Genomic DNA, 12,977 nt, shown 5'->3' on the forward strand with positions numbered 1-12,977 from the left:
CGGGCCCTGAGCTGCGGTCGACCGTCACTCTTCGATAACGTCGTCATGATCCACCGGAGAGAGCGGAACGTGCGCCTCAGGCGGTTCGTTCCCTGATCCGACCACTCTGACCACGGGGGTTGGAAACCAGACACGAGAGCAAGGGGCCGCAGCAGATGGCTGGACTCGCATCGGACGGCTCGAACCCCGATGTCAGCCTGCTCTACGACATCAACGGACTGGCCAAGGCCGCTCCGCCGTGGTTCGACCGCGTCATGGAGTTCGTCGGCGAGTACGGGATCGTGCTCGGGATGGTCCTCGTCGTGCTCTGGTGCTGGTGGAGCGTCCGCCGGCGCGGCGCCCTCACCGACTCCGTCTCGGCCGTCGCGGGCCTCGTCTGGGCCCCGCTGGCCGCCGGCATCGCCCTGCTGGTCAACATCCCCATCCGCGGCTTCGTGGAGCGCCCCAGACCCTTCAAGGACCACCAGGGCCTCGAGGTCCTCGTCGCCGGCAAGACCGACTTCTCCTTCGTCAGCGACCACGCCACGCTGACGATGGCGCTCGGCGTCGGCCTCTTCGTCGCCCACCGCAGGTTCGGCCTCGCCGCCATCGCCCTCGCCCTCGCCGAGGGCTTCGCCCGGGTCTACATGGGCGTGCACTACCCGACCGACGTGATCGGCGGCTTCGCCCTCGGCACGGCCGTGGCGCTGCTCCTCGCCCCGGTCGCGCTCGCCCTGCTGACGCCCGTCGTCTCCGCCGTCGCCCGCTCCGGCCGCGGTGCCCGGCTCGTCCGCTCCCGCCGCGCCGACGCGGCCCGCCGCCCCGAGACCGTCGGCATCCCCGAGCCCCGCCTCGGCGGCCCGGCCGGCGGCGCCGGCCAGAAGGACCTGGCCGCCTAGGAGCTGCTGGTACGGAGGTGCTCCGCCGCGTCCGTACGGGCCTTGTCGCGGGATCTGCGGGCCGGGCCCGTCCAGCCGCAACTGCACCGTGCCAGCGCGAACGAGCCGCGCTCCGTCGTCGTCGTGGTGTGGGAGGAAGCCTGGGCGTGCACCCCACCACCGTACTGCGCGTGACGGCACGCCCCCACCGTCGTTATGCGGGTCGGGTGTCCCCGGACCCGCGGGTCCCGGGGAGGCGCGGGTCCCGGGCAAACAGCGGTGAGGCGTTGGGGGTTGGCGGCGATGGTGGAGCAGGGGTACGGGCGTCCGCGGGGTTCGGGGAGCGGGGCGTTCGCCGTCACCGCGGTCCTGGTCGGCTCCCTCGTCACGGCCGCGGCGGTCACGGGCTGTGCCGCCCCCGGGGACCCGAAGCCGGCGGCCGACCCCGCCCTCGCCGTACGGAACGCTGCCGACGCGCTGGCGAGGGCCGGCACCTCCAAGGCCAGCACCTCCATGGAGATGGCCTCCGGCGGGACCCGGGTCACCATCAGGGGCGAGGGCGGCTACGACTTCCGGCGCCGCACCGGACGGCTCCAGGTGCTGCTGCCGAAGGACCCCGCGGGGGCGAGCGAGCACCGGCCGATCACCGAGCTCCTCACCCCCGGAGCGCTCTACATGAAGAACCGGGGCGCCGGAGTACCCGCCGACAAGTGGGTCCGCGTCGACACCACCACCCTCGACGACGGGAACCTCGTCACCGGCGGGGCCACCGACCCGGCCGCCGCGGCGGAGCTGCTGCGGGGCGTCCGTGAGGTCGCGTACCTCGGCGAGGTCGATCTGGCAGGGGTGAAAGTCAGCCACTACCGGGGGGTCGCCGACATCGCGCACGCCGCCCGGGCCGCCTCGCCGCAGCTGCGCGGGGCGCTGGCCGCGGCGGCGAAAGGGTTCGCCAAGGACACGGTGCCCTTCGACGCGTACCTCGACGCGGAGGGGCGGCTGCGGAAGGTGCGCCACCAGTTCAGCTTCAGCAACCAGGGCCGGATCGTCGCGGTCGCCTCGACGACGCTGCTGTACGGCTTCGGGGTCCCCGTCGAGGTGACGCTGCCGGACCACCGCGACATCTACGCCGGGAAGATCGAGACCTGACGCGGCGGCCCGGTGGCGGTACGGACCATCGGCAAATGGTCCAGACGTGTCATGCGCGGTGCGTGGGCCCGTCCCTACGCTGGGATGCCGTTGGGAGACCGACGCCGGCAGGAAGAGGTGGATGCGCGTGGCCCCGCCCGGTACAGCAACCGTGCCCGCAGACCCGGACTGCGTCGCCCTCGCGGAGATCGAGCTCTGCGGCGAGCTGATCATCGCGGCGTCGGCCGCGGACGGGGAGCGGCTCAGCGCCGACCGGATCGACGAGGTACTGAGGGTGGAGGCGGAGCGGGCGGCGGAGGAGGACTGACGGTCCGCCCCGCCGGCCGCGGAGGAACGCTGACGGTGCGGGTCCCGCCCCGCCGGCCGAGGGCGGACTCTGACGGTCCGGTCCGCCCCGCCGGCCGCGGAGGGGCGCTGAAGGCACGGTGCGCCCCGCCCGCCCGCGGAGGAACGCTGACGGTGCGGGTCCCGTCCCTGGTGTGCGGTCCCGCCTGTCCGCCTCAGGTGCGCAGCATGCGGGCGATGGCCTTCGTGGCCTCCTCGACCTTCTCGTCGATGCCCGAGCCGGTGGCCGCCGCGTCCGCGACGCAGTGCCGCAGGTGCTCCTCCAGGAGCTGGAGGGCGAAGGACTGGAGCGCCTTCGTCGAGGCGGAGACCTGCGTGAGTATGTCGATGCAGTAGACGTCCTCGTCGACCATCCGCTGGAGGCCCCGGATCTGCCCCTCGATCCGGCGCAGCCGCTTGAGGTGCTCGTCCTTCTGCTTGTGGTAGCCGTGCACGCCGTGATCGTGTCCGTGCGCGTGGTCGGCCGGCTCGACGGCGCCGACGGCCCCGACGGAATCGGGGGTGACCTGGTCCGTCTCGGTGGTCGTCATCGCGTCCTCCCGTTGTCCAGATAAGGGGTGGTATACCCCTCGTGGGTATATGGTACCGATCCCCGCCGGTCCGGGCGGGGGCCCGCTGCAGTTCACTGTGCCTGATGGGCGACACTGAGAGACGCCGGTTAGCCGTGGCCGGATGATGCGCCTAGCATCAGCCTGACCGAATTCCAGCACCCCGAGGACCTCACGTGCGATTTCGTCTGACCCCCAGGGAGACGAGCTTCTACGACATGTTCGCCGCGTCCGCGGACAACATCGTCACGGGCTCCAAGCTCCTGATGGAACTGCTCGGAGCGGAGCCTTCCGCCCGGGCCGAGATCGCGGAGCGGATGCGGGCAGCGGAGCACGCCGGTGACGACGCCACCCACGCGATCTTCCACCAGCTGAACTCCTCCTTCATCACGCCGTTCGACCGCGAGGACATCTACTCCCTCGCTTCGTCCCTCGACGACATCATGGACTTCATGGAAGAGGCCGTCGACCTGGTCGTCCTCTACAACATCGAAGAGCTCCCCAAGGGTGTCGAGCAGCAGATCGAGGTCCTGGCCCGTGCTGCGGAGCTGACCGCCGAGGCCATGCCGAACCTGCGGACGATGGCGAACCTCACCGAGTACTGGATCGAGGTCAACCGTCTCGAGAACCAGGCGGACCAGATCCACCGCAAGCTGCTCGCCCACCTCTTCAACGGCAAGTACGACGCCATCGAGGTGCTGAAGCTCAAGCAGGTCGTGGATGTGCTGGAGGAGGCGGCCGACGCCTTCGAGCACGTGGCCAACACGGTGGAGACCATCGCGGTCAAGGAGTCCTGAGCTTCGTGGACACCTTCGCTCTGATCGTGACCATCGGTGTCGCGCTCGGCTTCACGTATACGAACGGCTTCCACGATTCCGCCAACGCCATCGCCACCTCGGTGTCGACCCGGGCGCTGACCCCCCGGGCGGCGCTGGCGATGGCGGCCGTCATGAACCTCGCAGGCGCCTTCCTCGGCAGTGGCGTCGCGCACACGGTCAGCCAGGGTCTGATCGAGACGCCGACGGGCAACTCGGGGATGGGCATCCTCTTCGCCGCGCTGCTCGGCGCGATCGTCTGGAACCTGGTCACCTGGTACTTCGGTCTTCCCTCGTCCTCCTCGCACGCGCTCTTCGGCGGCATGGTGGGCGCGGCGCTCGCGGGTGGCACGCAGGTCATCTGGTCGGGCGTCCTCGAGAAGGTCATCATCCCGATGTTCCTCTCGCCGATCGTCGGTCTCATCGTCGGTTACCTGGTGATGACCGCGATCCTGTGGATGTTCCGCAAGGCGAACCCGCACAAGGCCAAGCGCGGCTTCCGTATCGCGCAGACCGTGTCGGCGGCCGGCATGGCGCTGGGCCACGGCCTCCAGGACGCCCAGAAGACCATGGGCATCGTGGTGATGGCACTGGTCATCGGCGACGTGCAGAGCGCGGACGCGCCGATCCCGGTATGGGTGAAGTTCGCCTGCGCCGTGATGCTCTCGCTCGGTACGTACGCGGGCGGCTGGCGCATCATGCGGACCCTCGGCCGCAAGATCATCGAGCTGGACCCGCCGCAGGGCTTCGCGGCGGAGACGACCGGCGCGTCGATCATGTTCCTGACGGCGTTCGTCTTCAAGGCGCCGATCTCGACGACGCACGTCATCACCTCCGCGATCATGGGCGTCGGCGCGACGAAGCGCGTCAACGCCGTTCGGTGGGGTGTCGCCAAGAACATCGTCCTGGGCTGGTTCATCACGATGCCTGCGGCGGCGATCGTCGCCGCCGCGAGCTACTACGTGGTGCGGCTGCTCTTCGGGTAGGACCCCGCACCGGGTCACCGCCGGAAAGTGGTTGGGCCCGGCTCCCCTGTGGGGGAGCCGGGCCCTTCGTCTTGTGGTGGCACCGCCATGCAGCACCACAAGACGGGTCTTATCCGAAGCGGCCGGAGATGTAGTCCTCGGTCGCCTGGACGCTCGGGTTGGAGAAGATGCGCTCGGTGTCGTCCAGCTCGATCAGCTTGCCGGGCTGGCCGACGGCCGCCAGGTTGAAGAAGGCCGTACGGTCCGAGACGCGGGCAGCCTGCTGCATGTTGTGCGTCACGATGACGATCGTGAAGCGCTCCTTCAGCTCGCCGATCAGGTCCTCGATGGCGAGGGTGGAGATCGGGTCGAGGGCGGAGCAGGGCTCGTCCATCAGCAGGACGTCCGGCTCGACCGCGATGGCGCGGGCGATGCACAGGCGCTGCTGCTGGCCGCCGGAGAGGCCGGAGCCCGGCTTGTTCAGGCGGTCCTTGACCTCGTTCCAGAGGTTGGCGCCCTTGAGGGACCGCTCGACGATGTCGTTGAGCTGGGACTTCTTGTACTTCCCGTTGAGGCGCAGGCCCGCCGCCACGTTGTCGTAGATCGACATGGTGGGGAAGGGGTTCGGGCGCTGGAAGACCATGCCGACCGTGCGGCGCACGGCGACCGGGTCGACGTTCGTCCCGTACAGGTTCTCGTCGTCGAGCATCACCTTGCCCTCGACGCGGCCGCCGGGGGTGACCTCGTGCATGCGGTTCAGGGTGCGCAGGAAGGTGGACTTGCCGCAGCCGGAGGGGCCGATGAAGGCCGTCACGGAGCGGGGCTCGACGGTCATCGAGATGTCGTCGATCGCCTTGTGGGCGCCGTAGTAGGCGGAGAGGCCGCTGACGTCGATTCGCTTGGCCATATCAATTCACTTCCAGAGTGCCGCGGTCAGCGGCCGGTCTTCGGGGCCTTCCAGCGGGCGATGCCGCGGGCCACCAGGTTGAGGATCATGACGAAGGCGATCAGGACGAGCGCGGCGGCCCAGGCGCGGGCCACGGCGGCGTCGGTGCCGACCGCGTACTGCTCGTACACGTAGAGCGGCAGGGAGGACTGGGCGCCTTCGAAGGGGTTCGGGTTGATGAGCTTCGTACCGAACACGAGGAGCAGGACCGGGGCCGTCTCACCGGTGATGCGGGCGACCGCGAGCATGACGCCCGTGGTGATGCCGCCGATCGCGGTGGGGAGGACCACCTTCAGGATGGTGCGCCACTTGGGGATGCCGAGGGCGAGGGAGGCCTCGCGGAGCTCGTTCGGGACGAGCTTGAGCATCTCCTCGGTGGAGCGGACCACGACCGGCATCATCAGGATGGCGAGGGCCATCGCGCCGGCGAAACCGGAGGGGCCGAAGCCCAGGATCAGGTTCCAGGTGGCGAGGATGAAGAGGCCTGCGACGATCGACGGGATGCCCGTCATGACGTCGACGAAGAAGGTGACGGCCTTGGCGAGCCTGCTGCCGCTGCCGTACTCGACGAGGTAGACGGCGGTCAGGAGGCCGATCGGCGCGGCGATCAGGGTCGCGATGCCGACCTGCTCGATGGTGCCGAGCAGCGCGTGGTAGACGCCGCCGCCGGCCTCGGCGTCGAGGACGCCGTTCATCGAGTGGGTCAGGAAGTAGAGGTCGAGGACCTGCGCGCCCTTGCTGATCGTGACCCAGGCGAGGGAGATCAGCGGGATCACGGCGAGGACGAAGCACACCCAGACGAGGCTGGTGGCGACGCGGTCCTTGGCCTGGCGGCGGCCCTCGACCTTGGTGGTCACGGCGAAGGTGACGAGGACGAAGAGCAGCGCGGCGATCAGGCCCCACTGGACCTTGCTGTGCCAGCCGGCGCCGATGCCGATGCCGATGCCCGCGGCGATGGAGCCGGCGGCGATGGCGGCCGGGGTCCAGCGGGGGAGCCGGGCGTGCGAGAGGGGATCGCGGCGCGGGGCCACCGAGACCGGACGTTCCTGTATGGCGTGGCTCATGCCGCTGCCCCCGAGTACTCCTTGCGGCGGCCGATGATCCAGCGGGCGGCGCCGTTGACCAGCAGGGTGATGGCGAAGAGGACGAGACCGGACGCGATGAGCGCGTCACGGCCGAACTCGTTGGCCTCGTTGAACTTGGCGGCGATGTTCTGCGCGAAGGTGCCGCCGCCCGGGTCGAGCAGGTGGCCCGAGATGACGAAGCTGGGGGAGAGGACCACGGCGACGGCCATGGTCTCGCCGAGTGCGCGGCCGAGGCCCAGCATGGAGGCGGAGATGATGCCGGAGCGGCCGAAGGGCAGCACCGACATGCGGATGACCTCCCAGCGCGTGGCGCCGAGGGCGAGGGCGGCTTCCTCGTGCATCTTCGGGACCTGGAGGAAGACCTCGCGGGTCACGTTGGTGATGATCGGGAGGATCATGATCGCCAGGAGGATGCCCACGGTGAAGAGGTTGCGGGCGACGCCGTCCTGGGACTTGTCGAAGATGTACGTCCAGCCCATGTACTGGTCGAGCCACCTGTTGAGGCCGTCCAGGTACGGGACGAGGAAGATCGCGCCCCAGAGGCCGTAGATGATGCTGGGCACGGCGGCGAGCAGGTCGACGACGTACGCGAGCGGCTTGGCCAGCTTGCGCGGGGCGTAGTGCGAGATGAAGAGGGCGATCCCGATCGCGACGGGCACGGCGATGACCATCGCGATGACCGAGGAGACCAGGGTGCCGAAGGCGAGGACGGCGATGCCGAAGACCGGCGGGGTGTTCGCCGGGTTCCACTCGAAGGTGGTGAAGAAGTTCGTGCTGTCCTCAGAGATGGCGAGGGCGGCACGGTAGGTGAGGAAGACCGCGATCGCGGCCATGATCACGAGGAGGGTGATGCCGGAGCCCCTGGACAGACCGCTGAAGATGCGGTCGCCGGGGCGGGTCGCGCTCTGGGCGCGCCGGCTCCTCTGTATGTCGGGTGATGAGGTGGTAGCCATCGGTTTTCTCCGGTCTGCGGGTCCCGTACGTCTCTTGCGGGGGTACGGGGGCCCTGGCGGCGGTGCACCGGATGCCGGGGCCGGCCCCTCCACGGGAGGGTGAGGGGCCGGGCCCGGCCGGGGGTCAGGACAGGGTGGGGACGATCGCGCGGACCTTGGCCGCGATCTCGGCCGGGAGCGGGGCGTAGCCGGCGTCGGAGAGGACCTTCTGGCCCTCCTCGCTGGCGGTGTAGGTGAGGAACGCCTTCAGGGTCGGCAGGGTGTCCGCCTTGTTGCCCTTGTCGCAGGCGATCTCGTAGGTGACCAGGGTGATCGGGTAGGCACCCTCGGCCTTGGTGGTGTAGTCGAGGGAGAGGGCCAGGTCGCTGCCGGTGCCCTTGACCTTGGCGGCGGCGATGGCCTTCGAGGCGTTCTCGGTGGTCGCGGCGACCGGGGCGGAGGCGCCGGTGTTGATGCTGACCGTGGAGATCTTGTTGGCGGTCGCGTAGGAGAGCTCGAAGTAGCCGATGGAGCCCTCGGCGTCCTTGACCGCGGTGGCGACACCGGAGGAGCCGTTGGCGGCCTGGCCACCCGGGGCGGGCCACGACTTCGTCTTCGGGTCGTACTTCCAGTCGGACGGGGCCGTGGCGGAGAGGTACTTGCCCAGGTTCTGGGTGGTGCCCGACTCGTCCGAGCGGTGGAAGGCCTGGATGGTGGTGTCGGGGAGCTTGGCGCCCGGGTTCAGCTTGGCGATCGCCGGGTCGTTCCACTTGGTGATCTTCGTGTCGAAGATCTTGGCCAGGGTGGGGGCGTCCAGGACGAGGTTGTCCACGCCGTCCAGCTTGTAGCCGATGGCGATGGGGCCGCCGACCATCGGCAGGTTGATGCCCTTGCCGCCCTTGCAGACCTTCTGCGACTCGGTGACCTCTTCGGGCTTCAGGGCGGAGTCGGAGCCGGCGAAGGTGACCTGGCCCTGGTTGAACTTGGTGATGCCACCACCGGAACCGATGGCCTGGTAGTTGACCTCGACGCCGGAGCACGCGGCCTGGAAGTTCTTGACCCACAGGTCCATGGCGTTCTTCTGCGCGCTGGAGCCGGCGGCGAGGAGCTGGCCCTTGGCGCCGTCACACGCGATGTTCGACGCGGCGGCGGAGGTCTTGGTGCCGGAGTCCTTGGTCGGGGTCGCCGTGTTGTTGTCCGAGCCACACGCCGAGAGGACGAATGCGCCGGAGACGACGAGGGCACCGATCGCGGAGGCGCGAAGCCCGTTCTTGCGCGAAAGCTTCACTTTCGGGTGTTCCTTCCAGAAGCCGCCCTGTCGCGGACCGTGATGTCCTGACCGTTCTACGGCGGCGTGTGTCGGTTGGTGGGTGCATCGCTGTGCTCCGTGCACCGTGTAAGGCCGAAATTAGGCAGAACAGGTGAAGCGGTCGACGGGGGAGGGTGAACGGCAAGTGAACCGTGCCGGAAGCGCCGGTGCGGGGCCCTTGGGCGGGCGGCGGGGGCGGTGGGGGTCTCCCCCAAGCTCTCGGCTTCGCTCGAGCAGGGGGGACCCCCATCGCCCTGCGGGACGATTGCCCACACGGGGGAGCGGGAGCACCGGCCAGGCGGGTGCAGCCCGCACGGGGCGGGCCCGTCAAGGGTGGGTCGTGGCCATGGCTGCGTCCAGGAGGTCGCGGTCTCTCGGTTGGGTGAGGCGCGGGCGGGCCGAGGCAGGGGGAAGCCAGACGAGGGCGTCGATCTCCTTCGTGGGGACGAAGCCGCCGTCCAGCGCCCGGGCCGACCAGTACGCGACCTCCTTGGGCCTGCCGTCCACCGTGTAGTGGGCGGTCGGCAGGCGGGGGCCGAGCTCGCAGCGCCGGCCCGTCTCCTCGAGGACCTCGCGCAGCGCGCACGCCTCCGCCGTCTCGCCGCGCTTCCGCTTGCCCTTGGGGTGCGACCAGTCGTCCCACTTCGGTCTGTGGACCAGGGCGATCTCGATTCCCTGGCCGGAAATCGCCGGCCGCCACAGCACGCAGCCTGCCGCCAGGATGGGGAGGGGCGTGTTCATGGGACCGGGGCCGTCGTTCTGCGCCAGGCGTGTTGGAAGGCGAAGCGCGCGGCCTCGACCTCGTGGCGCTGGTCGGCGTGGAGGACGCCGAGGGCGTAGGCCGTCGCCGGGGCGATGCGCGGGGTGCGGGCCGCCGTGGCCGCCGCCGAGGCGGCCTCCGCCGCGTCGCGGTGCCGGTCCAGGGCCCGGGCCGCCTCGTACAGGACCGAGTCGGGTTCGCCGCCCGTGTGCAGGGCCTCCGTGGCGTACCGGTGCAGGCGGAGCAGGAGCCGGGCCTGGTGCCAGGGCGCGTCCTGGGCCTCGCCGGCGGCGAGGGCGAGGGCGTCGGCGTTGTACGGGTGGGCCGCCCGGGTGAGGGGGAGCGCGGCGACCGCGTCCAGCAGGCGGCGTTCGGCGAGGTCGGCGGGGGCGTCGATGACCTCGGTGGCCGGGGCCGCACCCGCGGGTCCGAGCGGGACCTCCGAGGCCAGGAGCGCGACGGCGTCCGCGACCGCGTGGAAGCGGGCGGAGCCGAGCGCCTGGAGGGAGGCCGAGTGGGCGCGCGTACGGGCCAGGGTCAGCTGGCGTTCGAGGAGCGCGCCGGCCCGGGCGGCGCCGACCGTGAGCCCGGCGCCCTCCGAGCCGCGGGCCGCCGGCACGGGCCCGCTGCCGTTCGACAGGCGGGACAGCGCGTCCACCAGGCGGACGAGCCGGGACGTGCAGGCCTGCTCGAGGGCCAGCGTCCCGGACAGCCAGGCGAGCTCGGTGCGCAGCTGGTCGGCCCAGGCCGTGTCGAGCAGCGGCCGGAAGGTGTGGAGGGTGCCGCCGATCCGGCGGGCCGCCCCTCGCAGCGTACGGGCGGCCTCCTCCGCTCCGGTCGTGTCGGAGCCGCTCTCGGTGTGCAGGCGCAGACCGCGGAGGAAGTCCGCGGCTCGCGCGTGCAGGTAGGGGGCCAGGACCTCGCCCGCCGTGACGTCCTGCGAGTGGTCAGGGTTGTGCACGCCGGCGCCTCCGCGCGTCGATGAGCATCTCCTGGACGTGCCGCAGCGGCCGGCCTTCGGGGTCGGTCGCGTGCCGCGTCCAGTTCCCGTCGGGGCCGAGGTGCCAGGAGGAGGTGGTGTCGGACATCCCGGTCTCCAGGAGCCGGGTGAGCGCAGCCCGGTGCGCCGGGTCGGAGACCCGTACGAGGGCCTCGATCCGGCGGTCCAGGTTGCGGTGCATCATGTCGGCGCTGCCGAGCCAGACCTCGGGTTCGCCGCCGTTGCCGAAGGCGAAGACCCGGGAGTGCTCCAGGAAGCGGCCGAGGATCGAGCGGACCCGGATGTTCTCCGAGAGGCCGGTGACCCCGGGGCGTACGGCGCAGATGCCGCGGACCCAGATGTCGACGGGGACGCCGGCCCGGGAGGCCTGGTAGCAGGCGTCGATGATCGCTTCGTCGACCATCGAGTTGACCTTGATGCGGACGTACGCGGGCCGCCCGGCGCGGTGGTGCGCGATCTCCTTGTTGATCCGGGAGACCAGGCCGTCCCGCAGCGACTTCGGGGCGGTCAGCAGACGGCGGTACGTCTCGCGGCGGGAGTAGCCGGAGAGCCGGTTGAACAGGTCGGACAGGTCCGCGCCGACCTGCGGGTCGGCGGTGAGCAGGCCCAGGTCCTCGTAGAGCCGGGCCGTCTTCGGGTGGTAGTTGCCGGTGCCGACGTGCGAGTACCGGCGGAGGAGCTCGCCCTCCTGCCGTACGACGAGCGACAGCTTGCAGTGGGTCTTCAGGCCGACGAGTCCGTAGACGACGTGGCAGCCGGCCTCCTCCAGCTTCCGCGCCCACTTGATGTTGGCCTGCTCGTCGAAGCGGGCCTTGATCTCGACGAGGACGAGGACCTGCTTGCCGGACTCGGCGGCGTCGATGAGGGCGTCGACTATCGGGGAGTCGCCGGAGGTGCGGTACAGCGTCTGCTTGATCGCGAGGACGTCCGGGTCGGCGGCCGCCTGCTCCAGGAAGGCCTGCACGGACGTCGAGAAGGAGTCGTAGGGGTGGTGCAGGAGCACGTCCCGCTCGCGCAGCGCCGCGAAGATGTCGGGTGCGGACGCGGACTCGACCTCGGCGAGGTCCCGGTGGGTGCCGGCGACGAACTTCGGGTACTTCAGCTCGGGCCGGTCCTGCCCGGCGATCCCGAAGAGGCCGGTGAGGTCGAGCGGGCCGGGCAGCGGGTAGACCTCGGCGTCGGAGATCTTCAGCTCGCGGACCAGCAGGTCGAGGACGTACGGGTCGATGGACTCCTCGACCTCCAGGCGCACCGGGGGCCCGAAGCGGCGCCGCATGAGCTCCTTCTCCAGGGCCTGGAGCAGGTTCTCCGCGTCGTCCTCCTCGACCTCCAGGTCCTCGTTCCTGGTCACCCGGAACATGTGGTGCGCGAGCACCTCCATGCCGGGGAAGAGCTCCTCCAGGTGCGCCGCGATGACGTCCTCCAGGGGGACGTACCGCTGCGGGGAGGCCTCCAGGAAGCGGGAGAGCAGCGGCGGCACCTTGACGCGCGCGAAGTGGCGGTGGCCGCTGACCGGGTTGCGCACGACGACGGCGAGGTTGAGGGAGAGGCCCGAGATGTACGGGAAGGGGTGGGCCGGGTCCACGGCCAGCGGGGTGAGGACCGGGAAGATCTGCTGCCGGAAGAGGGTGAAGAGCCGGGCCTGCTCCTTCTCGGTGAGCTCGGGCCAGCGGATCAGGTGGATGCCCTCGTCGGCGAGGGCCGGGGCCACGTCCTGCTGGTAGCAGGCGGCGTGCCGGGCCATGAGCTCGCGCGAGCGCGTCCAGATCAGGTCGAGGACCTCGCGGGGCTGGAGGCCGGAGGCGGAGCGGGTGGCGACGCCGGTGGCGATGCGGCGCTTCAGTCCGGCGACGCGGACCATGAAGAACTCGTCCAGGTTGGACGCGAAGATCGCGAGGAAGTTGGCCCGTTCGAGGAGGGGGGTCGTCGGGTCCTCGGCGAGTTCGAGGACGCGCTCGTTGAACGCGAGCCAGCTGCGCTCCCGGTCGAGGAAACGACCCTGCGGCAGGTCGTCGCCGAGCGTGCCGTCGCCCTCGTACGTGTCGGGGTCCGCGTCCAGGTCGGCGTCTATGTCGGTCACGACGGTCCCGTTGACGATGTGCGCGCGCTGCGCGGTCATGGAACCGAGGGCGGGCGCGGCGGAGGGCGTCTCGGACGCCTTCTCGGACGGCTTCCCGGACGACTTTCCGGACGGCGCGGCGGGGGACTGGACCGGGACCTCGGCGGGCTTCTGGCTCATGGCCCCATTCTTCCGCGCGAAGGGGTGATC

14 protein-coding genes are annotated in these 12,977 nt (G+C 70.6%); 5 read left to right on the forward strand and 9 right to left on the reverse strand.

The genetic code is table 11. From position 1 onward, the window contains the following. The first annotated feature begins 155 nt into the window (after nucleotides 1-155). Nucleotides 156-878, forward strand: a complete 723-nt coding sequence (locus ACFYX3_RS36015; protein ID WP_389023000.1) for a phosphatase PAP2 family protein — start codon at nucleotides 156-158, stop codon at nucleotides 876-878. On the opposite strand, the gene ACFYX3_RS36020 is transcribed toward ACFYX3_RS36015, so the two are convergent. Next, nucleotides 875-1,066 (reverse strand): hypothetical protein, encoded by a 192-nt coding sequence (locus ACFYX3_RS36020; RefSeq protein WP_376594671.1) that lies wholly within the window; start codon nucleotides 1,064-1,066, stop codon nucleotides 875-877. The genes ACFYX3_RS36015 and ACFYX3_RS36020 overlap by 4 nt on opposite strands. A 94-nt stretch (nucleotides 1,067-1,160) precedes the next feature. Here ACFYX3_RS36020 and ACFYX3_RS36025 point away from each other — a divergent pair, with 94 nt between their 5' ends. Together ACFYX3_RS36025 and ACFYX3_RS36030 are read left to right on the forward strand one after the other, a co-directional pair. Further along, nucleotides 1,161-2,003 (forward strand): hypothetical protein, encoded by an 843-nt coding sequence (locus tag ACFYX3_RS36025; RefSeq protein ID WP_389023004.1) that lies wholly within the window; start codon nucleotides 1,161-1,163, stop codon nucleotides 2,001-2,003. A 121-nt stretch (nucleotides 2,004-2,124) separates the two neighbouring features. Further along, nucleotides 2,125-2,310 (forward strand): hypothetical protein, encoded by a 186-nt coding sequence (locus ACFYX3_RS36030; protein WP_352028999.1) that lies wholly within the window; start codon nucleotides 2,125-2,127, stop codon nucleotides 2,308-2,310. A gap of 193 nt (nucleotides 2,311-2,503) precedes the next feature. Here ACFYX3_RS36030 and ACFYX3_RS36035 read toward each other — a convergent pair whose 3' ends face one another. Continuing rightward, the gene (locus tag ACFYX3_RS36035; protein WP_376594668.1) at nucleotides 2,504-2,878 is read right to left on the reverse strand and encodes a metal-sensitive transcriptional regulator; all 375 of its coding nucleotides are present in this window, start codon (nucleotides 2,876-2,878) and stop codon (nucleotides 2,504-2,506) included. A 194-nt stretch (nucleotides 2,879-3,072) separates the two neighbouring features. Here ACFYX3_RS36035 and ACFYX3_RS36040 point away from each other — a divergent pair, with 194 nt between their 5' ends. Both ACFYX3_RS36040 and ACFYX3_RS36045 read left to right on the forward strand, forming a co-directional pair. Continuing rightward, nucleotides 3,073-3,693 carry a DUF47 domain-containing protein gene (locus tag ACFYX3_RS36040; RefSeq protein WP_116159771.1) on the forward strand — a complete coding sequence of 207 codons (621 nt, stop codon included), beginning with the start codon at nucleotides 3,073-3,075 and terminating at the stop codon, nucleotides 3,691-3,693. A gap of 5 nt (nucleotides 3,694-3,698) precedes the next feature. Then, on the forward strand, nucleotides 3,699-4,697 hold the full coding sequence (locus ACFYX3_RS36045) for an anion permease (protein ID WP_389023009.1): 999 nt from the start codon (nucleotides 3,699-3,701) through the stop codon (nucleotides 4,695-4,697). 109 nt (nucleotides 4,698-4,806) lie between these two features. Here the strand turns inward: ACFYX3_RS36045 and pstB are convergent, their stop codons facing one another. From pstB to ACFYX3_RS36080, 7 genes are all read right to left on the reverse strand, one after another. Then, nucleotides 4,807-5,583: a phosphate ABC transporter ATP-binding protein PstB gene (gene pstB / locus ACFYX3_RS36050; RefSeq protein ID WP_376594666.1), complete on the reverse strand. Its 777-nt coding sequence runs from the start codon at nucleotides 5,581-5,583 to the stop codon at nucleotides 4,807-4,809. A gap of 26 nt (nucleotides 5,584-5,609) precedes the next feature. Further along, complete coding sequence (pstA, locus tag ACFYX3_RS36055) at nucleotides 5,610-6,686, reverse strand: phosphate ABC transporter permease PstA (RefSeq protein ID WP_389023013.1); 1,077 nt, start codon at nucleotides 6,684-6,686, stop codon at nucleotides 5,610-5,612. Next, nucleotides 6,683-7,660: a phosphate ABC transporter permease subunit PstC gene (gene pstC, locus ACFYX3_RS36060; protein ID WP_389023016.1), complete on the reverse strand. Its 978-nt coding sequence runs from the start codon at nucleotides 7,658-7,660 to the stop codon at nucleotides 6,683-6,685. The genes pstA and pstC overlap by 4 nt, the downstream gene beginning before the upstream one ends. Nucleotides 7,661-7,784: 124 nt before the next feature. Then, nucleotides 7,785-8,927, reverse strand: a complete 1,143-nt coding sequence (gene pstS, locus ACFYX3_RS36065; RefSeq protein WP_359517705.1) for a phosphate ABC transporter substrate-binding protein PstS — start codon at nucleotides 8,925-8,927, stop codon at nucleotides 7,785-7,787. Nucleotides 8,928-9,275: 348 nt separating this feature from the next. After that, a complete protein-coding gene (locus ACFYX3_RS36070; RefSeq protein ID WP_376593964.1) occupies nucleotides 9,276-9,689 on the reverse strand; it encodes an NUDIX hydrolase in 414 nt (137 codons plus the stop codon). Further along, nucleotides 9,686-10,669 carry a CHAD domain-containing protein gene (locus ACFYX3_RS36075; RefSeq protein WP_389023021.1) on the reverse strand — a complete coding sequence of 328 codons (984 nt, stop codon included), beginning with the start codon at nucleotides 10,667-10,669 and terminating at the stop codon, nucleotides 9,686-9,688. The genes ACFYX3_RS36070 and ACFYX3_RS36075 overlap by 4 nt, the downstream gene beginning before the upstream one ends. Further along, nucleotides 10,656-12,947 (reverse strand): RNA degradosome polyphosphate kinase, encoded by a 2,292-nt coding sequence (locus ACFYX3_RS36080; protein ID WP_389023024.1) that lies wholly within the window; start codon nucleotides 12,945-12,947, stop codon nucleotides 10,656-10,658. Before ACFYX3_RS36080 ends, ACFYX3_RS36075 begins: the two co-directional genes overlap by 14 nt. Nucleotides 12,948-12,977: the final 30 nt, after the last annotated feature.

This window comes from Streptomyces sp. NPDC002463 (genome assembly GCF_042889835.1).
GTDB lineage: Bacteria > Actinomycetota > Actinomycetes > Streptomycetales > Streptomycetaceae > Streptomyces > Streptomyces nymphaeiformis.